The following is a 25,910-nucleotide window of genomic DNA, read 5'->3' as shown; positions in this document are numbered from 1 at the left end:
GATGGCGGTTTGCTAATCCTTGGGCAGCATCTTGCTGGTGAGCCAGAAAAACACCGGATAGGGCAGCCAGCGTACGGTCTTCATCAGCCAGACCATGCGTTTAGGGAAGGCGATCTCGAAACGGTCAGACTGGGTCAGCCCGTCCACGATCCGCTTCGCTGCCTCGTCGGTTTCCATCAGAAACGGCATGGGGAAGTCGTTCTTGTCGGTCAGCTCAGATTTGACAAAGCCCGGTGCAATCATCCGGACCTTGATATGGCGTGGCGCCAGTTCGGTGCGCATGGTCTCGAGCAGATTGATCAGGCCAGCCTTGGTCGAGGAATAGGCCGCCGAGCGCGGCAGACCAAAATAGCCCGCCACTGACGCAATCACCGAGAAATGGCCGCCACCCTGGCGCTCCATCTGCGCAATCACCGGATTGGCCATCCGCAGCACGCCCAGATAATTGGTATCCACAACCTTGGCGAACTTCTCATAATCATAATCGCCGACATCCATGGGCTGCCAGGCGGCGGCGCCAAAGATGAACAGGTCGATCCGGCCAAGTTCGGCGGCGATCCTGTGCACCGTCGCCTCAATGGCAGGGGTATCCGTCACGTCGAGCGGGTAGGGGCTGATGGTGGGGTGGCCCTTGGCCACTGCCGCCAGCTTGTCCTCGCGGCGGCCAGAGATGGCCACCGTCCAGCCGCGCTTGGCCAGCAGGGTCGCCACGGCTGCGCCAATGCCCGAGCCGCCCCCTATGATCCACGCAACGCCCGGTTGCATACTCATAGGCCAAACAGGGGCTGTAGGGCGCGCATCAGCCGGCCGCGGAAGGTCAGCTTGGCATCAACAGCCACAAGACAGATGCAGTCGTCACCGGGCTCGGCAATCGGCTGGTGCTCGACGTCTTCGTCATGATCGGCAATGTCACCCTTGGCGAACACGCCAAAACGGTCACGATAGGCACCTGACAGGATCAGGGTCAGTTCCTGCCCGCCATGGCCATGCTCGGGCACAGGGCGGCCAGCGCCCACGCGCAGCAGCATGAGCCGCGAGCGACCATCACTGCCCCAGGCCAGGTCTGCCGTGGCTACACCGGGGCCGGTCCACTTCCAGCGCACGCCACCGAGACCCTTGGGCAGATAGCGTTGCAGGGGCAGGGGCACGGCATCATCACTCTGGCGCTCATCATGCGGCGTTACGTCAATGCGGTCATCATCGCCAAGCGCATCCATCAGGCGGTCCAACGAGCCCTTGGCCATTTCGGCCTTGGGTTCGGCGTTCAGCAGCGCGCCACCAATGGTGTTGATATGGCGCAGCGATTCACGGCCGCCTTCGGACATGGCCAGATGCGTCGCGATCACGGCTGCATAGGGTTCGTCCAGCGTACCGGCGCTAAAGGCCATCAGCGTTGTAATGTCGGGGTGGTGGTTCACTGTCATTGTAGGTCCTCCAGCATGGGCCGGAGCCGTCCATAGGCGAGGCGAAGTCGCGATTTTACGGTACCCAGGGGAACGCCAATGGTTTCGGCGATCTGGGCGTGTGGCATGTCGTGGATGAAACTCAGGCGCACGACTTCCTGTTGTTCTGCTGGCAGGGCGGTCAGCGCCGCTGTGACGCGGTCGATCACCTGATTCTGTTCGGCCAATACGCTGCCATTGGGAGCGTCACTGGCCAGTTCGAGGTTTTCGAGGTCCTCATACGGCTTGTTCGATTGCCGCCGCAGTTGGTCGATCCGCAGATTGCGGGCAATGGTGAATATCCATGTGCTCGCCGCCCCCCGCTGGTTGGAATACAGGGCCGCCTTGCGCCAGACTGACACAAATGTTTCCTGCACCAGATCCTCGGCCAGCGCCTCGCCGGCGCCAAGCTTGAGCATCATTGATTTGATGCGTGGTCCAAAATGGTTGAACAGCGCCGCCAGGGCCGATCGGTCACGTGACTGCGCTACGCGCAGCAGCAGGCTTGTGGGATCGTCCATCTGTACCGCCCCGGGTTGGTACCCGGTCTTTGGTTGAGTCATGCTCAAGGCATACATCGTCTTCTCCACACCTGTCAGCCCTTCTACGGAGGCAGGTGGAAGCCGGATCAATCAAAAACGGTATGGCGCGCGCAAAACGCCGTGCGCCAGCCAGATCGCCGTGAACAGCGTGTGGCCGGAAGAGATAAATCGGGGAGGAGAAAGGTCCTGGTACGCCCACGGGGAATCGAACCCCGCTCTGCACCGTGAGAGGGTGCCGTCCTAACCGATAGACGATGGGCGCATACACAGAATCTGCGACATAATTTGCACCGTCCTCCTGAAAGAAGGAGTGGTACGCCCTAGGGGAATCGAACCCCTCTCTGCACCGTGAAAGGGTGCCGTCCTAACCGATAGACGAAGGGCGCTTAAGCGCTGCCGGTCGTATAATTGGGTCATTTCGGTTGTGCAACCCATTTGCGCACTCATTCGAACTTTTTTTAACAGCCCGAGAATGTGACCGGCCGATTATAGCCGCGTGGACGGTCCCGAACGTCCACATGAATGAACTGTCGGCCCGGATAGCAACCCAGCCCGCCAACGGCATTTGTCCGCATTGCGAACAGGATCATGTCCCGCTTGTCCACGCCCGGAATGTAGAAGTCCGCGGCCATACATTTGGTATGATAGGAATTGTCCGCGCCGCCAGCCGCCGCATTGTGGCTGCTGTCACGATAGCCCGAACTCATGATCACCTTGCGCCCGAAATGCCCCTCGAACTCCCAGATCAGGAATCGCAACTTCGGCGACAGGCACAGCGCATTGACTTCCTTGCTCGCGACATAGGTTCCCCAGTCATTGCGTTTGCTCGCGTAGCTTGAGCCACTGGAGCTGGCAAACATGGCCATGGGGACGCAGGCCGTCAGCGACAGGGCGCAGACAGCGATGGCGGCGATGGAACGAAGGGGGCTGAACATGGCGACTTCCGAGAAACCAGATTTGCTCTCGTGCGACGGGCAAAAGGCCTGTCACTGAAGTTTCTAAAATACGATCAGTTTCGCTAACCGCAGCCTAAGCAGCACGGTTAGCGAAACGTTAGTCATGCACGTCTCGATGCTAGCAGTGTGCTAGCCGATAGCGCTCAGCTGTTACCACGAACCCGTATTGGGCATGGACAGCCAGGGCTCCTGCGGCGGCAGGTCGCCGTCCTGGATAAGTTCGATCGAAATACCGTCCGGCGAGCGCACAAACGCCATGTGACCGTCGCGGGGCGGGCGGTTGATGACCACGCCCATATCGCTCAGATGTTGGCACAGCGCGTAGATATCTTTGACGCGATAGGCCAGGTGACCGAAATTTCGGCCGCCCGAATATTCCTCGGGGTCCCAGTTGTAGGTGAGCTCTACCTCGCCGCCGCTATCGCCAGGCGCGCGCAGAAAGATCAGCGTGAAGCGGCCCTTTTCATTGTCGGTGCGCTTGACCTCTTCAAGGCCCAAGCCGTTGCAGTAAAAGCGCAAACTGTCTTCAACATTGGTCACGCGAACCATTGTGTGCAGGTATTGCATGGTGTTTTCCTCCGAGCTGAATGCTGTTGCCACTGGCCTAGCAAGCGCGCTCCTGCGCCGCAACCGGAGCCGGCTACAACAAAATCCTAAGACATGCTTAACAAGTGGCGTTGAATCGGACAGACTGTGTCCAGTGTGGAGTACCTCGCAGCGGCGGGGCGAGTACAAAAGGGCTGTGGGACGATGGGGGCCAATTCTGGTGGCGACGGCGATGAGCCCTTGGGCTTGCCGCGAGAGACAAGTGCGATGACGCGCGGCGATACCGCGAACAGTTCTGCCGATGCCGGGCTTGATACCATTGAGATTGCCGGGGCCATCAAATGGTTCGACGCCGGCAAGGGATTTGGCTTCATCGTGCCCGACAATGGCATGCCCGATGTTCTGCTGCACGTGACCTGCCTGCGCCGCGATGGCTATCAAAGTGCCCATGAAGGTGCCCGGATCGTTGTTGAAGCGCTCAACCGGCCCGGCGGCCTGCAAGCCTTCCGTATCGTCTCGATGGACGAATCAACAGCCATACACCCCGCTCAGATGCCCGCGCCGCGGACTCATGTTGTGGTTGAGCCGACCTCGGGCATGGTTCGCCTTGAGGTCAAATGGTTCAACCGTATTCGCGGCTTTGGCTTCCTGTCTGCGGGCGAGGGCACCCCTGATATCTTCGTGCACATGGAAACCCTGCGCCGCTTCGGCATCACCGAATTGCGGCCCGGTCAGTTCGTTCTGGTGCGCTATGGCAATGGCCCCAAAGGCCTTATGGTCGCCGAAATTCGACCCGATGGTTGGGGCGACGCTCCGTCCTCGCACTAGGAACCAACCCATGACATTGATTGCCCAAGGCTTTGCCCCGGTGCTGCGACGCGCCGGTGCGTTGCTGGCTGTGTTGGCGGTAGCCGCCCCCCTGGCAGCCTGCAGCGACGAAGGCCGACTCGTGCTGCATACCTCGAGCGGTGAGCACGCTTTCAATGTTGAAGTCGTCGATACGCCCGAGACCCGTGCCAAAGGCCTGATGTTTGTTCAGGATCTGGCTGACGATGCCGGCATGCTGTTCGATTTCAAGCAGGAGCGCGAAGTCTCGTTCTGGATGCGCAACACCTTCATCCCGCTCGACATGATTTTCGTTGGCGCTGACGGTGTGGTCAAAACCATCCACGTCAACGCACGGCCACAGGATCCGACATCGATCCCGTCAAACGTGCCGGTGCAGTTCGTGCTGGAAATTCCGGGTGGGCGCTCGGTCGAACTTGGCCTTAAGCCCGGCGACATCATGGAGCATGAACGCGTCAGTGCGCCGCTCGATTAGAAGCGGTGGATGACCATGAAGTCGATGACGGCCCACAGATGCAGACTGGCGCCGCCGACCACGAACACATGCCATAATGCGTTCTGGAACTTGAGCTTTTCCCAAAGGTGGAAAATGATTCCGAGGGAATAGGTGACGCCACCGGCCAGCAGCAGCCACATGGTTGTGGGCGGCAGGGTCTGCGCCAGCGACTGGAACACCAGAATGCCACTCCAGCCAATGGCCAGATAGAGGGCAATGGCCAACCGGCCGAAATGCTCGGGTACAATCAGCTTGAGTGCGACGCCGATCAGCGAAGCCCCCCACACAAATGTCGTCATCAGCATGCCGGTCGTGGTCCCGCCCATGACGGCCAGAAACGGTGTGTAAGACCCCGCGATGAACAAAAAGATCGCTGCCTGGTCGAACCGCGCCAGCAGCTTTTTGATCGGTGATACCGGTGTGATGTTGTAGGCCAACGATACGCCCAGAACGGCCACCAGACTGCCGATGTAGATAAACAGGGCGGGGAGTTCGGGCGCTGCCTCGATGATCGAAAAGGCCAGCAGTATCGATCCCGCGGCAATGGCACCGACCAGACCCAGAATGTGCACGATGCCGTCGACAATCAGCTCGGCGGGCGTATAGGGCCGCTGGGCACGGCTCCACCACGAATAGGACGACACTGATTTCTGCATTTGCAAATTCTCCCTGTTCCGAGCTTCGCGCAGGGATGTGACCAGATTGTTGCCGGGGTCACTTTCAATGCCAGCATTTTGCGTGACATCGTAAAGCCTAGACCAACGTATCTGGTGAACAATCGGTTGCATGTCCAGTGCACGCTTGACGAGTAACCCTGTCGTTACCTACTCAGCGTGGGACAAGATCTGGAACAGACATGCCGCCCATCGCAATCCTCGTGGCCCTGGCCGACCCCACCCGCTGCCGCCTGATCGAACTGCTTCGCGACGGGCCGCAGCCCGTTCACGTGCTGGCCGCAGCCTTCAAAATCAGCCGTCCGGCGATTTCGCGTCATCTGCGCGTCCTCAAGCAGTCCGGACTGATCAGCGAAAACAAGTTCGGACGCGAGAACCGCTACGCCCTCCATCCCAAAAAACTGGCGCCGGTGCAACGTTGGCTGGGCAATCTGTTGCCGGATACCCCGGCGCCCACCGAGGCCCTGAGGGTCTCAAAGACAGCGCCAGCAGAGGTGCAGCCCGTTCAGGCTATTCCAGCGCCAGTAGCGGCTCCGGAGCCAGTTGCGGTCGTGTCTGAGCCCACACCGACCCCGGTTGCAGCCAAGCCCCCCAAAGCGGCCAAGGCCATCAAACCGAGCAAGGCTACGACCCCGGTTGATACGCCGGCAATCTCGCAGATGGGCTTTGATTTTTAGGATGCTTTGAGCGCACCGCGCGGCCTAGCCAATGTCCTGAGCCGGAAAGCTCAGTCGCCCCAGCAGACGCTGCGCAACCAGCAAACCGCTGCCAGCATCGCGCACAATGGCGGGCAGGGTAAGCCATTCCAGTGTCCAGGCCGCGCCCGAGCGTTCATTCTCATGCACCAGTGCCTGGTAGAGCGTGCCCAGATTGCCCGCACTGTGCCGCGCCAGACTCACCAGTATTTCGGCCTCCACCGGATTGTTCTTGTGCGCCATGGCTGAAGAGCCGCCGCCGCCGCTGATGGCTGCCTGGCCCACTTCGCTCTGCGTCATCAGGGCGATATCGGTGCCCAGCTTGCCCAGTGCGCCGCTGAGCCCGGCCAGTTCGGCGCCCAGCCGACACAGCGCAACGCGATTGCCATGCCAGGCCGGCGCGTCCGCCAGCCCCAGTAGTTCAGCCAGCCGCGCAGCGATGGCATCGCCTTTGCCCTCGAAACTGGCACGATTGCCGACCGGCCCGCCCAGTTGAACCGCCAGTGCGCGCTTGGCGGCAAAGGTCAGCCCGCTGCTACATTCATCAATAATCCGCTGCCAGCCCTGCAGTTTGTCGGCGAGCGTTATAGGCAGGGCCGCCTGCATCCGCGTATGCGCCATCAGGCGCTGACGACCAAACTGCACCGCCAGCCCGTCCAGTGTGCTGCTGATATGGCCCAGGCGCAGCTGCAACATCGGCACGATCTGGGCCAGTTGCAGCATCCACGCGGTATCGATGGCATCCTGACTGGTGGCGCCATAATGCAGATAGGACCGGCTGGCCTCGGGCAAACCGGCCCGCAATGCCTTGACCAGTGCCGGCACCACCACGCCATCCTTGGCCAGACCCGCCGCCAGCGCCGCCGTATCGAGCCGGACATTGGCCAGGCTGTCGCTGATCGCTCGGGCCGCTTGGTCCGGAACCAGCCCTTCGCTGGCGCTGGCACTGGCCAGCATGGCCTCAAAGTGCACGATTGCTGCCAGATGGGCATTGTCGTCGAGCAGGGCGTCCAGCTCGGGATCGGCAAACAGCGCTGTGTTTAGAAGGCTCATTCGTCTTGGCTGCCTTTATGCTTTGGCCTGAGCCTATACGCGTGCCAGCCCCAACGCGATCCCCTGACCAACGCCGATGCACATCGTGGCCAGTGCATGCTGTCCGCCGTTCAGCGATAGTTCCAGTGCTGCACTACCGGCAATGCGGGCACCGGACATCCCCAGCGGATGACCCAGCGCAATCGCGCCGCCATTGCGGTTTACGTGCTCGGCATCAGGCGCCACGCCCAGTTCGCGCAACACGGCAATCGCCTGGCTGGCAAAGGCCTCATTGAGCTCGATGACATCCATGTCGGCTGCCGTCAGTCCCAACCGGGCCAGCAGCTTCTGGCTGGCGGGGGCAGGGCCCATGCCCATGATGCGTGGAGGCACCCCGGCGGCCGCGCCGCCCAGAATGCGGGCAATTGGCGTCAGGCCGTGCCTTTTCGCAGCAGCTTCGCTGGCAATGATCAGGGCTGCGGCACCGTCATTGACGCCAGAGGCATTACCCGCCGTCACCGATCCGCCCGGGAACAGCGCGCGCAGCTTGCCCAGCGTTTCCATGCTGGTGCCGGCACGCGGGTGCTCATCGGTGTCCACGATCCTGGGATCGCCCTTGCGCTGCGCAATGGTGACCGGCACGATTTCCTGCGCCAGGCGGCCATTATCCTGTGCAGCGACCGCCCGGGCCTGTGACCGCACGGCGAACGCATCCTGATCCTCACGCGACACCTTGAAGTCCTGGGCAACGTTCTCGCCGGTTTCCGGCATGGAATCAGTGCCATACTGGGCGTTCATCGCTGGGTTCACGAAGCGCCAGCCAATCGTGGTGTCGTAGATTTCGGCATTGCGCGAAAAGGCGCCCTCGGCCTTGGGCAACACGAATGGCGCCCGACTCATCGATTCCACGCCACCGGCGATCATCAGTTCGGCCTCGCCAGCCTTGATGGCCCGCGCCGCGGTGATCACCGCATCCATGCCCGAGCCACACAACCGGTTCATCGTGGTGCCCGATACGGTTTCAGGCAGGCCAGCCAATAGAGTGCTCATGCGCGCCACATTGCGATTGTCTTCGCCGGCCTGGTTGGCGCAGCCAAAGATCACATCATCCACCGCTGCCCAGTCCACACCGCCATGACGCTCCATCAGGGCCTTGAGCGGCACCGCGCCCAGATCATCGGGTCGCACTGCAGACAGGGCGCCGCCAAAGCGGCCGATCGGGGTGCGCACATAGGCGCAGATATAGGCTTCGGTCATGCTAGGCTGCCTTTCCACCGGCATGGGCGATGCGGGTGCGCTCGTTCAGATCACGCAGTGTCGACAGTTCAAGCTCAGTGGGCTCGGGCGTTTCGCTCAGATTATCAGCAAAGCGCACGGTCCAGCCGCAGGTTTCCTGTACCATCTCGCGGGTTACACCCTTGTGCAGCGACACCACGGTGAATTCCTTGGTCTCCGGGTCGGGCTTCCAGATGGCCAGATCGGTAATCAGCAGGGTAGGGCCCTTTGTGGTGATGCCCAGCCGCTCACGGTGATCGCCGCCTTCGCCATGGCCAAAGGAGGTGAAGAAGTCGATCTTCTCAACCATCGAGCGTGTCGCCTGCTTGAGCGTGATGTAGATTTCACCACACGAGGTGGCGATCTCCGGCGCGCCGCCACCGCCGGGCAGGCGGACCTTTGGGTTATGATAGTCGCCGATGACGGTGGTGTTGATATTGCCGAACCTGTCGATCTGCGCGGCGCCGAGGAAGCCGATGGAAATACGGCCGCCCTGCAGCCAGTAGCGGAACATTTCCGGCACGGCCACGGTTGCCACCGCCGTCTCGCACAGTTCGCCATCGCCAATCGATAGCGGCAGCACCTCTGGCGCAGTGCCAATGGTGCCGCTTTCGTAGATCAGGGTGATCTCGGGGGCATGGGTCAGTCGGGCCACATTGCAGGCTGCCGACGGCGCGCCAATGCCCACAAAGCAGACATCCTTGTTGTCGAGGGCGCGAGCGGCAGCAATCGTCATCATTTCGGTGGGCGTGAACGCGGTCATCTTAAAGCCCTTTCACGCGGTCGGCGAACGCCTCGGGCGTCGCGTCGAGCACGTTGTCTTTCATCCAGGTGGCAAACAGCTCGCGATCGGCCGAGACCTTGTCCCATTCGAGATAGGCGGCATTGTCACGGTCGTAATAGCCCATGGTGTAGGAGGGATGGGCCCCGCCGGGCACCACGGCAATTGCTGTCACTGTCCAGTGCGGCAGAATGCACAGATTGGGGTGCATGCCTTCGAAGTCGTCGACGACTTCCTCAACGGTAACGATCACCCGCTTGGCGGCCAGCGCTGCTTCCTTCTGCACGCCCACAATGCCTTCGATCAGAACATCGCCTCGCCTGTTGGCTTTCTGGGCGTGGATCACCGTGACATCGGGGCGATGCGACGGTACCGCCGCCAGCTCTTCGCCGGTGAAGGGACAGGTAACCGAGCGGATGTCGGGATTGACCTTGGGCAGGTCTGCGCCCTTGTAGCCGCGGAACACCGCCATTGGCAGGCCGGCGGCACCCGCCTCATAGGCCTGCGCCATGGCCGAGTGGGAATGCTCGACGATCTGGATTGCGCGCGGGTAGTCGTTCTCAATGGCGTCCCGCATGCGACGCAACAGACCAACGCCGGGGTTGCCGGCATAGGAAAACACCACTTTGCGGGCCAGGCCCATCCCGATCATCTGGTCGTAGATGATGTCAGGCGTCATGCGTACTAGGGTGAGATCCTTGATGCCCTGGCGGATCGTCTCGTGCCCGGCAGCGACGGGGATGAGGTGGGTGAAGCCCTCAAAGGCGACGGTGTCGCCATCATGTAGATGGTCCCCGATAGCCTGTTGCAGGCTGACAAACTTGCTCATGAACGATCCTAAATATCGAAGAAGACAGTCTCGTTTTCACCCTGCAGGCGAATATCGAGCGTGTAGGTCGTCGCGCCATCAGCCTGGCTGGCCGTGGCGATCATGGTCTGGCGCCGTCGTGGGTCCAGCACCCTGTTCAGCACCGGATCAGCCTGGTTGGCTTCTGCCTCGTCAGCAAAGTACAACCGCGTCGCCAGACCGGTATTGATGCCGCGCGCCACGATCCAAAGCGACACGTGTGGTGCCTGCGCCACCCCATCAGGCCCAGCGACAAGGCCTGGCTTGATGGTCTCGAAGCGGAATGTGCCCGTGGCGTCGGTTGGCTGCCGACCCCAGCCGGTGAATGCCTTGTCCGGGCTATCCGAGGTCTGCGGATGATTGCCATCTGCATCGGCCTGCCAGAGTTCGACCACGGCATCGGTAACCGGAGCGTCGCTGCCATCCATCACCCTGCCGGTAATGGTAATGCGCTGGCCGGGCGTTTCCTTGGCCAGCATGGTAATCCCCGCATCGAGCGGAAAAACCCCGCCGATATCGCAGAAATTCGGTGTCAGGCCGATATGAACATAGGGCCCGGCGGTCTGCGACGGCGTTTCCTTGAGTTCTGGCAAACGGTTGATCATCACAGGCCCTCCTTGCGGTTTTCGAACAATGTTGCCCGACGACCGCGCAGCACGATGTCAAAGCGGTAGGCCAGAGCGTCCATTGGTGGCGTATTGTGGCGGTCAAGCTTGGCGGTGAGCTGGTCGATCGCCGCCTTGTCGCTGATCCCGCCGACGATCGGGCACTGCCAGATCATCGGGTCGCCCTCGAAATACATCTGGGTGATCAGGCGCTGCGCAAAGGCCGAGCCAAAGACCGAAAAATGGATGTGGGCAGGGCGCCAGTCATTGGGGCCGTTGGGCCATGGATAGGCGCCCGGCTTGACCGTGCGGAAGGTATAAAAGCCGTTCTCGTCGGTTAGCGCGCGGCCACAGCCGCCAAAGTTGGGATCAATGGCCGCCTGATAGCCTTCCTTGCGGTGGCGATAGCGCCCACCGGCATTGGCCTGCCAGAACTCGACCAGCACGCCGGGCTGTGGTCGTGCATTCTCATCGAGCACCTGACCATAAACGATCAGGCGCTGACCGATGGCTTCGGTGCCGTCCTGGCTGTAATTGCGGATCAGGTCGTTATCGAGCTTGCCGATCAGCCCGTGCCCGAAACGCGGCCCGGTCAGTTCGCTTTTGGTCGCATCAAGCGACAGCAACGGCTGGCGCGGTGCGCGGAATGTCGTGCTTTTATAGCCCGGTGTCGCGGCTGGCGGATGCCAGGCCAGATCGCGAGGGAACAGCCCGTCGGGGCCGTCTGGAAACAGATCACTCATTCTGCCGCTCCTTTTTCGTCTTGCCCCAAGCTCAGTTCGGCCTTGGCAACCTTGAAGGCGCTATTGGCCGCAGGCACGCCGGCATAGACCGCCACATGCAACAGGGCTTCCTTGATGTCATTGGCCGATGCCCCGGTATTGGCGGTGGCCCGCACATGCATGGCGAATTCCTCCTCATGCCCGCCCGCAGCGAGCAGTGCCAGGGTAATCAGCGAGCGCTCCCGCTTGGTCAGGCCGGGCCGCGACCATACCGATCCCCATGCACCTTCCATGATGAAGGTCTGGAAGTCGGTATCAAAATCGGTCTTTGCAGACTCGGCGCGGTCCACATGGCTGTTGCCCAGCACGGAGCGCCGCGTGGTCATGCCGGTTTCGGCCCGTTCGGATCGCTCACTCATGGGGCATTGTCTCCAAAAATTCGCCCAGCAGGTCTGCCAGGAGGTCAGGTTGTTCGATGGATGGGATGTGGCCGACGCCTTCGATGAGTGCGAACTGCGCACCGCTCACCTGATCCGCCAGTGCGCGCACGAGATCGGGCGGTGTCGATAGATCGTCGGCGCCAGCAACGACCAGGGTTGGCACTGCAATGGCTTGCGCCTGGGCCGACAGATCGGCGTCCCGGATGGCCGCGCAGGTCTCGGCGTAGCCTTGCGCCGGTGTACGCAACAGCAGATTGCGCCAGCCGGCCAGTTCATCCTGCCGCGTGGCGCGGAACCCGGGGCTGAACCAGCGCTCCATGACACTGTCGGCAATGCCGGATAGCCCGTCATTGCGGACCTGACCAATCCGGATATTCCACATATCGGGTGTGCCAATGCGCGAAGCCGTATCGCAAAGCACCAGCCCGGCAATCCGCTCGGGCTGTGCAGTAGCGCTGGCCAGGGCAACCATGCCCCCCACCGACACGCCGCAGATAACGAAGCGCTCAATGCCACAGTGGTTGGCCAGCGCGAGCAGGTCGGCAGCCAGGTCGCTGATGGCGTAGGGTTGGGGCGACAGATCGCTCATGCCGTGGCCGCGCTTGTCGTACACCACGCAGCGCCGCGTCGCAGATAACCGGTTGGTCACGCCGGCCCAGATGCGGTGATCGGTGCCAAGCGAATTGGCAAAGATCACAGGCAAGGCCGGACCGCTGCCGGATTCTTGATACCACGTGGTTATTTCATTGATCCGGGCAAACGGCACCGCAAAGCTCCCTTTGACACTATTTTGCGCGTTTGCGTCACAAATGGAAATGAGAAGATTTGGACAACGCATAACTTGACGTATATCAATCAGCGTAATCGCTCGAGGTGCCCATGTCGCTGAACCTGATTGATCCCCGTCTCAAGCTGCGCCATCTGCGCTGTTTTCTCGAAGTTGCCCGGCTTGGCGGCGTGGCCAAGGCCGCTAGTGCTTTAAACATGAGTCAGCCAGCTGCCACCAAGACCATTCAGGAATTGGAGGCGATTCTGGGGGTGGCCCTGTTCGATCGCAGCCGTCGTGCGTTGACCCTGACCAGCCTGGGCGAAATGTTCCGCCTCCACGCTGCCAACGGCATGGCCGCTCTTTACCAGGGCGTACAGGTGGCCGGGCAGGCAACGGCAACCGGCATGGTAAGGGTTGGTGCCTTGCCCACGGTTTCGACTGCTATTCTGCCGACCGCCCTGGCAACGTTGACCGCCGATGGCGTCGTCGTGCCCGCTCGGGTCATTACGGGCCCAAACGCCTATCTGATTGATCTGCTGCGCGCGGGCGAGATCGACTTCGTGGTCGGTCGTATGGCTGATCCGCACGACATCACGGGCCTCAGCTTTGAGCACCTGTATTCTGAACTGGTCTGCGCCGTGGTGCGCAAGGACCATCCTTTGACCCGTCAGTCAGCCCCCGTACTTTCGACTCTGGCCGATTATCCCTGGTTGATGCCGCCCCCGGATGCGGTGATCCGTCCGACGGTTGAACGTTTCCTGCGCGCCCATGACGTGCCGCTTGCTGAGACAGTGCTCGAAACTGTCTCGGACAGCTTTGCCCGCAACTATCTGCGGGCCACTGATGCCATCTGGTTCATTTCCGAAGGCGTCGTCGCGCCTGATTGTCGCGACGGCCTTCTGGCCATGTTGCCGTTTGCCATGCAGGAGACGCTGGGACCCGTCGGGTTGACCACTCGGGTCGATGTCACGTTGAGCCCGGCCGCGGCCAGTATCCTGACGGCCATTCGCCACACGGCGCGCACGCTGGCAGACGCCAGGCCTGCTCAGGGCCAGGCAGCGAAAGACCCGGCGGGACGTGCCGCGCGGCTTGCATAGTCATGGCGATACTGTCTGGGTGACATACCCGTCAGACGCTTGAAGAAGCGGCTGAAATAGGCGGGATCGTCAAACCCTAGCAGCGCCGCTACCCGATCAATTTGCAGTCCTGAGCTTTCCAGCATTTGCCGTGCCGCCGCGCAGACGCGGTCGTGAATCACCTCAAGCGGCGCCTTGCCAAGTGCGCGGCGCACAGCTGTATTCAGGCGGTCGGTCGATACCCCCATGGCGGCGGCATAGTCGGCCACCTTCCACTGGTCATTCAGATGCACTTCCACCAGTTGCAGGAAATGATCGACGATAAACCGGGGCAGGGGCCGTGCCTCATGCGAGACCAGTTCGCTCATTCGCCACAGCCCGATAAACACTGCCGCCAATAGATGCCGCACCATTTCGGGCGCGCCGGGCTTGCTCGCTCGCAACTCGCCTTCAATAGCCAGCAGGTGATCGGTCAGGCCCCGGGCCACATCAGGCTTGAGGGTGGTTCCCAATTGCGGGCGCAGCAGCATGTGGCGCAGATCATCGGCGATGCTGCCGGGCAGGGCGACATGACCCAGTGCCTGACCCGTGACGGCCAGCCACGCACCGCTTGATCCTGCCCGCATTGTCAGATGCGCTGATTGCCCCTCTGGTAGCCACACCAGACACGGGGCCCGCAGCGCCACGTCTTCGGAGCCAACCAGAATGCTGCCCGAGCCCGATATCATCACAAAACACCTGCTGCGCCGCCCGTGCAGCGTCCATTGCCCCACATCAAGCGCGGAGCGAACCGCTTGGGCTTCGAGTTCCTGAGTGATATCGCGGGTCGATTGCGGCATCCGTCAAAAGTACAAGTTTCTCCTCAAAAAGTCTATTCTTCTCTCTTCATGCTGCTCCTAAGCTCCACCTAGTCGATGGCATTGCGACCGAAGAGCCGGGTCATCGCATACGGGTTCCCTTTGGGTCCCACAGGAGGAGATATTCATGAACGTACTTTCGCGCAGGAGCGCCCTGCAAAGCTTTGGTCTGGTGGCCGCTCTCATGCTGAGCGCCAGTTCGCTGGCCGTTCAGGCCGAAGACCGCACCTCGGTCAAGATCGGTTATGCCGTGTCCTTGTCCGGTGCCAATGCTGGCGGTGCCGGCATCACCACAGTGCCCAACTACAAGCTGTGGATTCACGAGGTCAACGAAGCCGGCGGCCTTGAGATGCCCGATGGCTCGCGTCTGCCCATCGAAGTCATCGAATATGACGACCGTTCGGCATCTGAAGAAGTTGTCCGTGCCGTTGAGCGTCTGGCGACCCAGGACAAGGTCGATTTCATTCTGCCGCCCTGGGGCACGGGCTTCAACCTCGCCGTCGCACCGCTGTTTGACCGCTTCGGCTATCCCCAGCTTGCCGTTTCGGCCGTGACCGACAAGGCACCTGAATTCGTCGAGCGTTGGGACAAGAGCTTCTGGCTTCTCGGCGGTGGTGCCGATTACACCAAGGCGCTGGCTGAGGTTCTCACCAAAGCCCGCGATGAAGGCACCATCAACAACAAGATCGCCATGATCTCGGTCGCTGATGGCTTCGGTATCGATCTGGTGACGGCTGCACGTCCAGCCCTGACCGAGGCAGGTTTTGAGCTGGTTTATGACACCAGCTATCCGCCAACCACGTCAGATTTCTCGCCCATGCTCAATGAGTCGGCAGGCAGTGGCGCTGATACCTTCATCGCTTTCTCCTATCCGCCTGACACCTTCGCCATGACGGCGCAGGCACAGGTCGCCGACTTCAATCCCAAGGTCCTCTATATGGGCGTTGGTGTTGGCTTCCCCGCTTTTGGTGCCGCCAATGGCGCCAATGCCGAGGGCATTATGAGCCTGGGTGGTATTGATCCCAACGATGCGGCCAATGCCGACTATCGTGCCCGCCATGAAGCCTTTATCGGTGCAGCACCTGACCTCTGGGGCAGCGTGATCACCTATACCTCGCTGCAGATGCTCGAAGAGGCAATCAAGCGCGTCGGTCTGGATCGTGAGGCAGTGTCTGCCGAGCTCTCCAACGGCACCTTCGAAACCGTGCTCGGTGAGACCAAGCTGGAAGACAACCAGTTGCGTAACCTGTGGTGGACGGGTCAGTGGCAGAACGGCATGTTCGTCGGCATCGAGCCATCGGATCGCGCCGGTGCCAGCACACCCATGCTGCCCAAGGCACCTTGGGTCGCAGCACAGTAATATCGACTAACACGTGACCATGCAGGAGGCGGCGGCGTGATCGTAACCGCAATCATATCCGGGCTTGTGCTCGGAGGGACATATGCGCTTGTCGCAATGGGGCTGACGCTCCAGTACGGCATCTCGCGCATCATGAACCTCGCCTATGGCGAAACCATCATCATCGCCGCCTTCTGTGCCTATCTGCTGGTAAGCCAGCTCGGCATCAATCCTGTGCTCGGGCTGATTATCATCCTGCCCGGCGCATTCGCCTTCGGCTATCTGGTCTATGGCCTGATGATGCAGCCGCTGGTCAAACGCTCCGCCAAGAGCGGCACCCTGGAAGTGGACTCCATTCTGGCCACGTTCGGTCTGCTGTTTGTGCTGCAGGGCGTCATGCTGGTTGTCTTCGGTTCCAACTACACCAGCTACAGCTATCTCAATTTCGGCGTTCAGATCTTTGGCGCCACCATTGGTGCCAACCGACTGCTGGCCTTCGTGCTGGCGGTGGTGATCGGCGCCGCGCTCTACCTTGCCTTGACCCGCACCCGCTGGGGTACCGCCATTCGCGCCGTCGCTGTCGCGCCGCAATCGGCCCCGCTTGTCGGCATCGACGTCAATCGGACCGCCCGCTTTGCCTTCGCTCTGGGCGCCACACTGGCAGCGTCTGGCGGTGTGATGATTTCGATGTACCAGACCTTCACCGCATCCATGGGCGTGATTTTCACGATGAAGGCGCTGGTGGTGGTCATCATGGGCGGGCTGGGCAATCTGATGGGTGCGCTGGTCGCTGGTCTGTTGCTTGGTCTGGTCGAAACCCTGGTCGCTACCTATGTCGATCCCGGTCTTACCCTGGCCGCAACCTATGCAATTTTCCTGGCCGTGCTTCTGTGGCGCCCGTCGGGCCTGTTCGGAAAGGCTGCCAGCTAATGTCGCGTACTATTATCGGCTTCGGCGTGTCTCTTCTGGCGCTGATCGGTCTGGTCATCCTCCCCACGGTCATTGATGCCTATGGTGTCGGCCTGCTGCTCGGTCTGGCTGGCTATGTGACCCTGGCCACGGCATGGGCTCTGTTCTCGGGGCCAACCCGCTATGTCTCACTGGCCACGGTCGCTTTTTTCGGCATCGGCGCCTATACGGTCGCTGTCCTGTCCGAAACCTTGCCCTATCCGCTGGTCCTGCTAGTGGCAGCGCTGCTCGGTATGGTGGTTGCCGTGCTTGTCGGATTGGCGACGCTGCGCCTGGCGGGTGTCTATTTCGTGATCTTCACCTTCGGCCTGGCCGAACTGATCCGCCAGCTCGTCACCTGGTATGAGGTCAATGTCACCGGCACGCTGGGGCGCTATATCTTCCTGCCCTTCAGTGCCACCGACATCTATTGGCAACTGCTCGGCCTGGGTGCGGTGACGCTGCTGATCGGCTGGTGGATCGGCCGCTCGCGCATCGGGCTCGCACTCAAGGTCATCGGCGACGACGAAGTGGTTGCTGCCCATGCCGGCATCGATATCGCCCGCATCAAGCTGGCCCTGTTCACCGTCAGCGCCACCATCATGACCCTGGTCGGGGCCATCCAGGCGCCACGCTGGACCTATGTCGAGCCGTCCATCGTCTTCAACCCCACCATCTCGTTCCTGACGCTGATCATGGCGCTGCTGGGTGGGGCAACCCGTCTATGGGGTCCATTGCTGGGCGCTGTGCCGCTCTTTTTGATGTTCGAGTGGCTGTCGGCCAACTTCCCCAGCCATTATTCGATCATTCTGGGCTGCCTGTTCATCGTCATCGTCTTCGTCGTGCCGCGCGGCGTTCTGGCCTTCATCGAAGAGCATTCAGGCCGGTTCCGGAACCGCAAGCCCGAGGAGTCTGCAAAATGAGTGCTCTGGTCCGCGTAGAAAAACTGCGCAAGCAATTCGGTGGCCTGACAGCCGTCAACAATGTCGATTTCTCGGTGGCCGAAGGCGAAATCGTCGCGCTGCTGGGCCCAAACGGCTCCGGCAAGACCACAGTGATCAACATGATCTCCGGTGCTTTTGCACCCACTGCCGGTCGCATCATGTTCGATGAAGCCGATATTTCAGGCCTGCCACCCCATCGCATCGCCCATCATGGCGTGGCGCGTACCTTCCAGCTCGTGCGGGTGCTGCCATCATTGAGCGTCCGGCAGAACATCGTGGCGGCCGTAGCCTTCCGGCGCGATGCTGTCTGGGGGGAAGAGGCCGAAACCGAAGCCGAGAAACTGCTGGTCGATGTCGGTCTGGCTGGTCGCGGGCACGAAATGGCGCAGGATCTGACCTATATCGATCAGAAGCGCATGGAACTCGCCCGTGCTCTGGCAGCACGACCTCGTCTGCTGCTGCTTGATGAATGGCTTTCGGGCCTCAACCCCACTGAATTGCGGGTCGGCATTGATCTGATCGTGTCGCTGCGCGAGCGCGGCATGACGGTTCTGCTGGTCGAACACATCATGGAAGCTGTCCGCGCGCTGTGCTCGCGGGCGGTGGTGATGAACGTCGGCACCAAGATCGCTGATGGCCCCACCAACGACGTACTGGCCGACGAGCATGTAGTTCGTGCCTATCTTGGAGAAGGCCATGCTTGATATTGCCAATCTTTCTTTGCGCTATGGCCGCCATCTGGCGCTCGATGACGTCAGCGTCTCGGTGGGTGATCAGGAGACCGTGGTCATCCTGGGCGCCAACGGGGCCGGCAAGTCTTCGCTGCTCAAGGCTGTCTCGGGCATGGTCAAGACCAGCGGCCAGACAGCCATGTCGCTCGACGGCCTCTCATTGCTCAACATGCCACCCCACAAGGTTCCCGATGCCGGCATTGCCTTGGTGCCCGAAGGGCGCGGCATTTTCGGCGAGCTGACGGTCGATGAAAACCTCATGCTGGGCGCCCACCCGCAACGCGCACGCGGCGGTGAAGCCGCCCGTCTTGAGCTGATATTTGACCTGTTCCCCAAGCTGGCCGAGCGGCGTAAACAAATGGCCCGCACCATGTCCGGCGGCGAACAGCAAATGGTCGCCATTGGACGCGCGCTGATGAGCAATCCGCGTCTGCTGATGCTCGATGAGCCCAGTCTGGGTCTGGCACCAATTGTGGTCACTGAACTTTTCGCAGCCCTGCGCCGCATTCGCGAAACAGGCGTTGCCCTGCTGCTGGTCGAACAGAATGTCTCGATCAGCCTTGCCATCGCCGATCGCGGCTACCTCATGGAAGCGGGCCGTATCGTTGGCGAAAACACCGCATCGGCATTGATGACCGATCCTGCTGTCCAACAGGCGTTCCTTGGCGGCACCACCACAGATTTGAGTTGAAGGAGCACTATTATGGAACATCTCGGTCTGCTGATCGATAACCAGGACGTGGCGGCCACCGGCGGCGTCACATTCGCGCGCATGAATCCAATCTCGGGCGAGGTCGCTACCACCGCTGCCGCGGCTACACTGGACGACGTCAACCGTGCGGTGGATTCCGCCGCAGCGGCCTTCCCGGAATGGTCAAAGAGTTCGCCAAAGACGCGCCGTACCATCCTGCTCAAGGCGGCCGATCTGCTTGAGGGCAGGGGCGGCGATTTCGTTGACGCCATGGGCGCTGAAATTGGTGCCACGGCAGGCTGGGCCATGTTCAATGTTGGCCTGGCCGCCGATATGCTGCGCGAAGCGGCATCGCTGACCACCCAGATTCATGGCGACATCATTCCCACTAACCGGCCGGGTAGCATGGCGATGGCCATCCGCCAGCCCGCTGGTGTGGTCCTGGCCATGGCACCCTGGAACGCCCCGGTCATTCTTGGTGTCCGCTCGCTGGCCACCCCGCTGGCTTGCGGCAATACCGTGGTGATGAAGACTTCCGAGCTGTGCCCGCGCACCCATCGCCTCATCGTTGAGGTGCTGCACGAGGCCGGGCTGCCCAAGGGCGTGCTCAACGCCGTCTCAAACGCGCCTGATGATGCGCCTGAAGTGGTTGAAACACTGATCGCTCACCCCGCCATCCGCCGCGTGAACTTCACCGGCTCCACCCGGGTTGGCCGCATCATCGCCGAGACTGCGGGGCGTTTCCTCAAGCCCGCTCTGCTCGAGCTGGGCGGCAAGGCTCCCTTCGTCGTGCTCGACGATGCGGACCTGGATGAAGCGGTCAATGCTGCGGCCTTTGGCGCCTACATGAATCAGGGCCAGATCTGCATGTCGACCGAGCGCATCGTTGCCGATGAAAAGATCGCCGACGAGTTCGTTGCGCGACTGGCCGCCAAGGCCAAGACACTGGTGGCGGGTGATCCGCGCAAGGGCAACACCCCGCTGGGCTCGCTGGTCGACGCCGGCGCTGCCAAGCGCATTGATCAACTGGTAAAGGATGCCGTCGCCAAGGGCGCCGTTCTCGCTGCTGGCGGCACCGTTGATGGCACCATCATGGATGCCACCGTGCTCGACAAGGTCACGCCGGCCATGCGCATTTATGGCGAGGAATCCTTTGGTCCCGTGGTGACCGTGGTCCGGGCAGGTTCCATCGACGAGGCCGTCCGTATCGCCAACGACACAGAATACGGTCTGTCTGCCGCAGTCTTCGGTCAGGACACCAATCGTGCCATGGCCGTGGGTCAGCGCATTGAATCGGGCATCTGCCACATCAATGGTCCCACCGTGCATGACGAGGCGCAGATGCCCTTTGGCGGCGTGAAGTCGTCCGGCTATGGCCGTTTTGGCGGCAAATGGGGCATTGCCGAGTTCACCGAGTTGCGCTGGATGACCGTGCAGCAGTCCGGTCACATCCACTACCCATTCTGATCCCGACCAACTAACGGGCGCTTCGGCAACGGAGCGCCCCCTTTTTCTTGCACTGGAGGGTTCGATGAGCCTGCTAGCGGGTAAAACCTGCCTGATTACCGGCGGCGCTGGCAGCATTGGCCGTGCCACCGCACACCGGTTCTTGGCCGAGGGCGCGCGCCTGATCCTGTCCGATCTCAATCTGGTCGATCTCGAAACGGCCCGCGCAGAATTGCCACAAGGCGATATCGTGCTGATCGCCGCAGATGTATCGCAGGCCGGTGCCGTCGCCGATCTGGCGGCGCAGGTGACCGAACGATTTGGCGGGCTTGATGTCGTGCTGTCCAATGCGGGCAATTTCGGCACTGTCGCGCCGATTGCCGACTATCCCGATGCGGTCTTTGATCAGGTTCACGCCGTCCATGTACGCGGCGCCTATCTTGTCGCCAAACATCTGACCCCGCTGATGGCCAGCGGCGGCAGTCTGATCATAACCTCAAGCGTTGCCGGTGTTCGGGGCGATCCGGGAGTCTATGCCTATATTACCGCCAAGCATGCGCAGGTTGGGCTGATGCGGTGTCTGGCCAAGGAATTGGCGCCACGCGGCATCCGGGTGAACACTATCCATCCAGGGCCCGTGGACAATGGTTTCCAGCTGGCGGTGGAGCAGGGGCTTGGTGCCGAAATTGGTCGCGATGGCACCGCGTTTTTCAATGAGATGATCCCGATGGGTCGGCATGCAACGCCCGATGAAATCGCGCGCTCCATTCTTTACCTGGCATCGGATCTCTCCGGCTTTGTCACCGGCACCACCCATATGGTCGATGGCGGCATGAGCGTATGATGGCTGGCGGCACTGCTCCGGGTAGCGCCGCCAAGCATTCTAGCGAAACAGGCTGTCGACATAGTCCGCGCCAATACCGACCTTGTCGTAGTGTTCGCGGCACATCGCGATATAGTTGTGAACGTCGAAATAGCCGTTGGGCTCGCCGTCTTCATCCAGCCATATCAGCGGGCCGGTGACGGTGAAAAACACCTTCATGGGTTCCTCATGCTCGTAGGCCACCAGCGTGTGGCCCTCGCCGGGCGTCTCGTAGACGAAATCGCCCTTGGTGGCAGTCCAGTCGTGTTCCAGATAGCCCCATTTGCCCGATAGCGTCAGCGCGAACACCTCATGGGGGTGGTAGTGCCGATTGACCAGTCCGGCCTCCTTGGCCATCAGGATATCGCACCATTTGTTCTGCGTCGGCGAGATCCACAATGGGCGCGATGACACCGTATCGGTGAACGGCACATAATAGCGCTCATCATCGGTTGCCGCGTCCGGCAGATAGACCTCCGGCTTTGCGTCAGGCTGGAAGACCTTGGTGATCGGCTTGAGGTCCTTCCAGAACTCGGTTTTTGGTGCATCAGGCATGATTGCCTCCTCCCTGTTATTGTTAGCCAATGGTCCGGATATCGAGCAGGGCCAGTGATTTGGTGGTTTTGATGTGCGCCAATGCATCAGCCAGCCCCTGCACCAGTGCGTCAGCACTGTCGATCCGCCGCGCCCAGGCGCGACTGGCCTCGGCCACCTTGACGAAGTCGGGAATGGGCGACAGCCCGGTCAACGGCATCGCATTGGTTCTCGAGGCGTAGCCATCGGGATAGATGTCGAGCACCGAATGACGTACGGCCGCCCATTCGGCATTGTTCAGAATAATCACCAGCAGCGGCAGTTCGAGCGCTTCGGCGATCTGATGGCAAGCCACCGGATTGGCGAACATGTATGAGCCATCACCCATCGTGGCGACTACCAGCCTGTCGCGCTCGGCCAGTTGCATGCCCAGCGCCGCTGGGAACGACCAGCCAAGCCCACCGGCATGCGGCTCCTGATACCAGGCACGATGGTGGTTCAGCGTCATGGGCGGCATGGTGCAGCCACGCTCAGACAGCAGCACTGCATCGGCGCCAGCAATTGCGTCTGACACGGCTTTGGCGACAAAATCACTGGTCATCGCGCCATCGTCGCGCAATTTGGCCTTTTCCAGCGTCGCCGCGCGGCGCTCGGCGGCGATCTTGGCAACGCCTTCTCGGCGCATGGCGATCGCGGGGCCGACCTCTCGAGCGTCAAGAGCAGACTTGAGTGCCATAATGCCGTCCGAGACTTCCGAGACGATCGAAATGTCGGAGCGGAAATTGCGGATCGGCATGCGCGCCTTGAGCGGATCGGGGCCCAATTGCACAATGGTGGCCGATGCCTCCGGGCGATGCGCATGAGCTGACCACGGTGCCAGCGAATCGAGCACCAGCACCAAATCTGCATCCTCGATGAAGCCGGCAGGATCATTGCCAATAGACATTGGATGGTCCGTTGGCACCGCCAACTGCACCGCCCAGTACTGGCACACGGCAATGCCCCAGCGGTCGGCCAGTTTGCCCAGCGCGGCAAATGCATCTGCGCTGCCAGCGCCATGCTGGGCAAAGATCACCGGCTTGCGTGCTGTCGCGATTAACGCGGCGACGTGGTCGATCTGGCTGCGGTCCGGGGCAGGACGCACCGGCGACATCAGATTGGGCACGCCGACATCGTCAGGCCTGTAGGGCTCGCACAGCACCTCGCGGGGCAGGCTTACATAGACGGGCCCCTTGGGGGTCGAATTGGCGATGGCGTAAGCGCGGTCGACCAACTCGCCCACCTGCTCGGGAAAGCGCAACTCGTAGTCCCATTTGCTGGCTTCGCGTACCAGAGCGGCCTGATCACGCATCTCCTGTCCCCAGCCAATGGGCACGGTGCGGGCGCCGAACCGGTCGCGTTCGGTGACCGGTGTCCGGCCGGAAAACAGCAACACGGGAACATTCTCTACCGCCGCATTGATCGCCCCGGTAGCACAATTGGCCAGTCCGACATTGGTATGCGCCATCACGGCCTGACTGCGTCCGGTCGCCAGGTAATAGCCATGCGCCATGCCCATCGCCGCACTTTCATGCGGCATGGTCAGCGCCACCGGCAGAGGGATGCCTTTAGCCGCAGCCTCGGACAGGCCCTCAATGATCGGCGGGAAATCCGTGCCGGAATTGGCGAAGATGTAGTCCACACCCACAGCCTTCAGCCGTGCCAGCAAGGCCCCGCCCGCTGTCAAACTCAGATCGCCCGTCGCCAACTCAGCTTCCACTTCAATTATTGAAATATAAATTCCGATAAAAGCATCAGACGAAAGCGCCCTGCGGTCAATCTCTAGATATAAAATTATGCTGCATTTTTTAGGTCGATAACCCGAGGATGATCGAATGCGGTGCGTCGATAAAGAAAAAAATAAGATATATCAACGTTGTACGAGGATATAGTGTGGCTTCAACAGCGACGTGTATGATCCGCGATGCAACCTATGGCAAGCCGAATTATGGGATAACTCATTCCGCTCAGGTTATGTTTTGATGCGCATATATCATTTTACTTTCGCCAGTCGGTCGCCATTCTTCAGGCAGGGAAGATCGGCGACCGGAACGCGTTGGGCGAATCTGGTTGGCCGACACCCGCGCTGCGCAAAGCAGCACGAAATGGCCCGGACATGACGGGTCTTGGAGGAGCAAACATGGCAAACACATTCGCACGTCTCGCAGCGCTGGCCGGCGGCGTCATCCTGGCAACCACAGCATTGACGTCCGTCGCCTCTGCACAGGCCGAATTCGTTCTGAAACTGCATCACTTTCTTGGGCCAAAGGCCCCGGCACAGACCGCTATGCTGGAGCCATGGGCTCAGCGCATTGAAGAAGCGTCTGGTGGTCGCGTCGAAATCGAAATCTACCCGTCAATGTCGCTGGGCGGCACGCCGCCTGAGCTGATCCGTCAGGTGCGTGACGGCATTGTGGACATGGTATGGACACTCAATGGCTACTCGCCGGGCCTGTTCCCGCGCACCGAAGTGTTTGAGCTGCCCTTCGTGCACATCAATGATCCGATTGCGACCAATCTGGCGATCGCCTCGATGTTTGATGAGTACCTTGCCGAAGAGCATGTTGGCGTGAAGGTGCTCTTTAGCCACGTCCACGCAGGTCAGGCCCTTCAGATGGTCAAAAAGGAAATCCACTCTCCTGATGATCTGGCTGGTCTGACAATGCGCATTCCAACCCGTACCGGGGCATGGGTTGTCGAAGCCCTGGGTGCAAATCCGGTCTCCATGCCGGTGCCCGACCTGCCACAGGCGCTATCACGCGGCGTGGTGGATGGCGCTCTGATTCCCTGGGAGATCATTCCCGCCTTGCAGCTGCAGGATCTGACCGACTACCAGATCGAGCTGGCCGCCGAGACCCGCTTGGGCACGTCAGTATTCCAGGTGTCGATGAACCAGGATCGCTGGAACAGTCTGCCGGAAGATATTCAGCAGGTATTCCTCGACAATTCCGGCGAAGACTGGCTGCGCGAGGTCGGCTCAATCTGGCGCAATATCGACAATGGCGGCATCAAGGTCGCAACCGATGCCGGCAACCAGCACATCATGTTGACGCCACAGGAAAGCGCCGTCTTTGCAGAAAAGCTTGAGCCAGTCATCGACCGCTGGGTTGATGAAGTCTCGGGCCAGGGCATTGATGGCGATGCGCTTGTCGAGGCAGCCCGCGCTGCCGTCGCAGGCAACCTCTAGGAGCACACAATGGCAACGACCAATCCTCATCCCGCCAGTTTGCTGGTCCGGCGCGCTACCGCTATCTGGGCTCTGCTGGGTGGCGTGGTGATTGGCCTGGTCGTTGCCGCCAATGTGTGGAGTGTCGCCGGGGGCGCGCTGTTTTCGCGGCCTGTTCCCGGTGTCTATGAAATCGTTCAGGTGGGTGTGGCCATGGGCATGTTCATGTTCCTGCCGTACTGCCAGATCACCGGCGCCAATGTGAGCGCCGACATCTTCACTGCCAGACTGCGGGGGCGGGCTCAGGACAGCCTGGTCGCGCTGGGCTCGACCATCGCTTTGGCATTTGCCGCCTTCCTGCTCTGGCGCATGTATTACGGCCTGATCGACCTGCAGGAATACCGCGAAACCACCACCATCTATCAGTTCCCCATCTGGATTGCCTATGTGCCGGTCCTGATCTCCCTGGCGCTGCTGAGCCTGGCGGCGCTGGTGAACCTGATCGAAGCGGTCACCGGTACCACGCCGGAGCGCGAAGGCGCCGTCCACTAATTATTGTATCCGACCGGCCATTGATGCCGGTGCCTCGACTGTCAGGACATTTTGACC

The 25,910-nt window shown here is 61.1% G+C and carries 30 protein-coding genes and 2 tRNA genes; 13 read left to right on the top strand and 19 right to left on the bottom strand.

The annotated features are described in order from the left end of the window. Window positions 1-12: 12 nt before the first annotated feature. The 7 genes from KD146_RS08790 to KD146_RS08760 all read right to left on the bottom strand — a co-directional run bounded on the left by KD146_RS08790 (window position 13) and on the right by KD146_RS08760 (window position 3,507). Window positions 13-771 carry an SDR family NAD(P)-dependent oxidoreductase gene (locus tag KD146_RS08790; RefSeq protein ID WP_212658306.1) on the bottom strand — a complete coding sequence of 253 codons (759 nt, stop codon included), beginning with the start codon at window positions 769-771 and terminating at the stop codon, window positions 13-15. Beyond that, window positions 768-1,424 (bottom strand): ChrR family anti-sigma-E factor, encoded by a 657-nt coding sequence (locus KD146_RS08785; protein WP_212658305.1) that lies wholly within the window; start codon window positions 1,422-1,424, stop codon window positions 768-770. Before KD146_RS08785 ends, KD146_RS08790 begins: the two co-directional genes overlap by 4 nt. Then, the gene (locus KD146_RS08780) at window positions 1,421-1,963 is read right to left on the bottom strand and encodes a sigma-70 family RNA polymerase sigma factor (protein WP_249327624.1); all 543 of its coding nucleotides are present in this window, start codon (window positions 1,961-1,963) and stop codon (window positions 1,421-1,423) included. The genes KD146_RS08785 and KD146_RS08780 overlap by 4 nt, the downstream gene beginning before the upstream one ends. A 208-nt stretch (window positions 1,964-2,171) precedes the next feature. After that, window positions 2,172-2,246 (bottom strand) — tRNA-Glu (locus tag KD146_RS08775). Between the two features lie 49 nt (window positions 2,247-2,295). Beyond that, window positions 2,296-2,370: transfer RNA gene (locus KD146_RS08770), tRNA-Glu, on the bottom strand. 72 nt (window positions 2,371-2,442) lie between these two features. Then, the gene (locus KD146_RS08765) at window positions 2,443-2,919 is read right to left on the bottom strand and encodes a YcbK family protein (protein WP_212658304.1); all 477 of its coding nucleotides are present in this window, start codon (window positions 2,917-2,919) and stop codon (window positions 2,443-2,445) included. A 171-nt stretch (window positions 2,920-3,090) separates the two neighbouring features. Next, window positions 3,091-3,507, bottom strand: coding sequence for a VOC family protein (locus KD146_RS08760; protein WP_212658303.1), 417 nt, complete (start codon window positions 3,505-3,507; stop codon window positions 3,091-3,093). Window positions 3,508-3,690: 183 nt separating this feature from the next. Here KD146_RS08760 and KD146_RS08755 point away from each other — a divergent pair, with 183 nt between their 5' ends. Next, entirely contained in the window at window positions 3,691-4,314 is a 624-nt protein-coding gene (locus KD146_RS08755; protein ID WP_212658302.1) for a cold-shock protein, read from the top strand. A 10-nt stretch (window positions 4,315-4,324) separates the two neighbouring features. Next, window positions 4,325-4,807: a DUF192 domain-containing protein gene (locus KD146_RS08750; RefSeq protein WP_212658301.1), complete on the top strand. Its 483-nt coding sequence runs from the start codon at window positions 4,325-4,327 to the stop codon at window positions 4,805-4,807. Here the strand turns inward: KD146_RS08750 and trhA are convergent. Further along, window positions 4,804-5,484, bottom strand: a complete 681-nt coding sequence (gene trhA, locus KD146_RS08745; RefSeq protein WP_212658300.1) for a PAQR family membrane homeostasis protein TrhA — start codon at window positions 5,482-5,484, stop codon at window positions 4,804-4,806. The genes KD146_RS08750 and trhA overlap by 4 nt on opposite strands. A gap of 200 nt (window positions 5,485-5,684) precedes the next feature. Here trhA and KD146_RS08740 point away from each other — a divergent pair, with 200 nt between their 5' ends. Next, window positions 5,685-6,179 carry an ArsR/SmtB family transcription factor gene (locus KD146_RS08740; protein WP_212658299.1) on the top strand — a complete coding sequence of 165 codons (495 nt, stop codon included), beginning with the start codon at window positions 5,685-5,687 and terminating at the stop codon, window positions 6,177-6,179. Between the two features lie 24 nt (window positions 6,180-6,203). On the opposite strand, the gene KD146_RS08735 is transcribed toward KD146_RS08740, so the two are convergent. The 8 genes from KD146_RS08735 to pcaD are packed head-to-tail and all read right to left on the bottom strand — an operon-like array spanning window position 6,204 to window position 12,665. Continuing rightward, window positions 6,204-7,250, bottom strand: coding sequence for a 3-carboxy-cis,cis-muconate cycloisomerase (locus KD146_RS08735; RefSeq protein ID WP_212658298.1), 1,047 nt, complete (start codon window positions 7,248-7,250; stop codon window positions 6,204-6,206). Between the two features lie 33 nt (window positions 7,251-7,283). After that, window positions 7,284-8,486: a 3-oxoadipyl-CoA thiolase gene (gene pcaF / locus KD146_RS08730; protein ID WP_212658297.1), complete on the bottom strand. Its 1,203-nt coding sequence runs from the start codon at window positions 8,484-8,486 to the stop codon at window positions 7,284-7,286. Window position 8,487: 1 nt separating this feature from the next. Then, entirely contained in the window at window positions 8,488-9,267 is a 780-nt protein-coding gene (locus KD146_RS08725; RefSeq protein WP_212658296.1) for a CoA-transferase subunit beta, read from the bottom strand. Window position 9,268: 1 nt separating this feature from the next. After that, window positions 9,269-10,114: a CoA transferase subunit A gene (locus tag KD146_RS08720; protein ID WP_212658295.1), complete on the bottom strand. Its 846-nt coding sequence runs from the start codon at window positions 10,112-10,114 to the stop codon at window positions 9,269-9,271. Window positions 10,115-10,122: 8 nt separating this feature from the next. After that, window positions 10,123-10,737 carry a protocatechuate 3,4-dioxygenase subunit alpha gene (gene pcaG / locus KD146_RS08715; protein ID WP_212658294.1) on the bottom strand — a complete coding sequence of 205 codons (615 nt, stop codon included), beginning with the start codon at window positions 10,735-10,737 and terminating at the stop codon, window positions 10,123-10,125. Beyond that, window positions 10,737-11,480 (bottom strand): protocatechuate 3,4-dioxygenase subunit beta, encoded by a 744-nt coding sequence (pcaH, locus tag KD146_RS08710; protein WP_212658293.1) that lies wholly within the window; start codon window positions 11,478-11,480, stop codon window positions 10,737-10,739. The genes pcaG and pcaH overlap by 1 nt, the downstream gene beginning before the upstream one ends. Then, a complete protein-coding gene (gene pcaC, locus KD146_RS08705) occupies window positions 11,477-11,878 on the bottom strand; it encodes a 4-carboxymuconolactone decarboxylase (RefSeq protein WP_212658292.1) in 402 nt (133 codons plus the stop codon). The genes pcaH and pcaC overlap by 4 nt, the downstream gene beginning before the upstream one ends. Then, window positions 11,871-12,665: a 3-oxoadipate enol-lactonase gene (gene pcaD, locus KD146_RS08700; protein WP_427857065.1), complete on the bottom strand. Its 795-nt coding sequence runs from the start codon at window positions 12,663-12,665 to the stop codon at window positions 11,871-11,873. Before pcaD ends, pcaC begins: the two co-directional genes overlap by 8 nt. A 113-nt stretch (window positions 12,666-12,778) precedes the next feature. On the opposite strand from pcaD, the gene pcaQ reads away from it, so the two are divergent. Continuing rightward, window positions 12,779-13,765 carry a pca operon transcription factor PcaQ gene (gene pcaQ, locus KD146_RS08695; RefSeq protein WP_249327622.1) on the top strand — a complete coding sequence of 329 codons (987 nt, stop codon included), beginning with the start codon at window positions 12,779-12,781 and terminating at the stop codon, window positions 13,763-13,765. On the opposite strand, the gene KD146_RS08690 is transcribed toward pcaQ, so the two are convergent. Next, window positions 13,714-14,472, bottom strand: a complete 759-nt coding sequence (locus tag KD146_RS08690; protein WP_249327621.1) for a helix-turn-helix domain-containing protein — start codon at window positions 14,470-14,472, stop codon at window positions 13,714-13,716. The genes pcaQ and KD146_RS08690 overlap by 52 nt on opposite strands. A 256-nt stretch (window positions 14,473-14,728) precedes the next feature. Here KD146_RS08690 and KD146_RS08685 point away from each other — a divergent pair, with 256 nt between their 5' ends. The 7 genes from KD146_RS08685 (at window position 14,729) to KD146_RS08655 (ending at window position 21,544) form a co-directional block, all read left to right on the top strand. After that, on the top strand, window positions 14,729-15,961 hold the full coding sequence (locus tag KD146_RS08685; RefSeq protein ID WP_212658289.1) for an amino acid ABC transporter substrate-binding protein: 1,233 nt from the start codon (window positions 14,729-14,731) through the stop codon (window positions 15,959-15,961). Between the two features lie 36 nt (window positions 15,962-15,997). Then, window positions 15,998-16,870 (top strand): branched-chain amino acid ABC transporter permease, encoded by an 873-nt coding sequence (locus KD146_RS08680; RefSeq protein ID WP_212658288.1) that lies wholly within the window; start codon window positions 15,998-16,000, stop codon window positions 16,868-16,870. Continuing rightward, complete coding sequence (locus KD146_RS08675) at window positions 16,870-17,811, top strand: branched-chain amino acid ABC transporter permease (protein ID WP_212658287.1); 942 nt, start codon at window positions 16,870-16,872, stop codon at window positions 17,809-17,811. Before KD146_RS08680 ends, KD146_RS08675 begins: the two co-directional genes overlap by 1 nt. Beyond that, the gene (locus KD146_RS08670; protein ID WP_212658286.1) at window positions 17,808-18,536 is read left to right on the top strand and encodes an ABC transporter ATP-binding protein; all 729 of its coding nucleotides are present in this window, start codon (window positions 17,808-17,810) and stop codon (window positions 18,534-18,536) included. Before KD146_RS08675 ends, KD146_RS08670 begins: the two co-directional genes overlap by 4 nt. After that, window positions 18,529-19,254 carry an ABC transporter ATP-binding protein gene (locus tag KD146_RS08665; RefSeq protein WP_212658285.1) on the top strand — a complete coding sequence of 242 codons (726 nt, stop codon included), beginning with the start codon at window positions 18,529-18,531 and terminating at the stop codon, window positions 19,252-19,254. Before KD146_RS08670 ends, KD146_RS08665 begins: the two co-directional genes overlap by 8 nt. Before the next feature lie 12 nt (window positions 19,255-19,266). Then, a complete protein-coding gene (locus tag KD146_RS08660; protein ID WP_212658284.1) occupies window positions 19,267-20,721 on the top strand; it encodes an aldehyde dehydrogenase in 1,455 nt (484 codons plus the stop codon). Window positions 20,722-20,785: 64 nt separating this feature from the next. Then, the gene (locus KD146_RS08655; protein WP_212658283.1) at window positions 20,786-21,544 is read left to right on the top strand and encodes an SDR family NAD(P)-dependent oxidoreductase; all 759 of its coding nucleotides are present in this window, start codon (window positions 20,786-20,788) and stop codon (window positions 21,542-21,544) included. A 39-nt stretch (window positions 21,545-21,583) separates the two neighbouring features. On the opposite strand, the gene KD146_RS08650 is transcribed toward KD146_RS08655, so the two are convergent. Continuing rightward, window positions 21,584-22,117, bottom strand: coding sequence for a 2,4'-dihydroxyacetophenone dioxygenase family protein (locus KD146_RS08650; protein ID WP_212658282.1), 534 nt, complete (start codon window positions 22,115-22,117; stop codon window positions 21,584-21,586). Window positions 22,118-22,139: 22 nt separating this feature from the next. Further along, complete coding sequence (locus KD146_RS08645; RefSeq protein WP_212658281.1) at window positions 22,140-23,843, bottom strand: thiamine pyrophosphate-requiring protein; 1,704 nt, start codon at window positions 23,841-23,843, stop codon at window positions 22,140-22,142. A 432-nt stretch (window positions 23,844-24,275) separates the two neighbouring features. On the opposite strand from KD146_RS08645, the gene KD146_RS08640 reads away from it, so the two are divergent. Then, window positions 24,276-25,322: a TRAP transporter substrate-binding protein gene (locus tag KD146_RS08640; protein ID WP_212658280.1), complete on the top strand. Its 1,047-nt coding sequence runs from the start codon at window positions 24,276-24,278 to the stop codon at window positions 25,320-25,322. Window positions 25,323-25,331: 9 nt separating this feature from the next. Continuing rightward, window positions 25,332-25,853 (top strand): TRAP transporter small permease, encoded by a 522-nt coding sequence (locus tag KD146_RS08635; protein ID WP_212658279.1) that lies wholly within the window; start codon window positions 25,332-25,334, stop codon window positions 25,851-25,853. The last annotated feature ends 57 nt before the right edge of the window (window positions 25,854-25,910 follow it).

Origin of the sequence: Devosia litorisediminis (assembly GCF_018334155.1) — a bacterium.
Lineage (GTDB): Bacteria > Pseudomonadota > Alphaproteobacteria > Rhizobiales > Devosiaceae > Devosia > Devosia litorisediminis.
The sequence above is the reverse complement of the archived record's forward strand: the minus strand, read 5'-3'. Positions and strand labels throughout refer to the sequence as shown.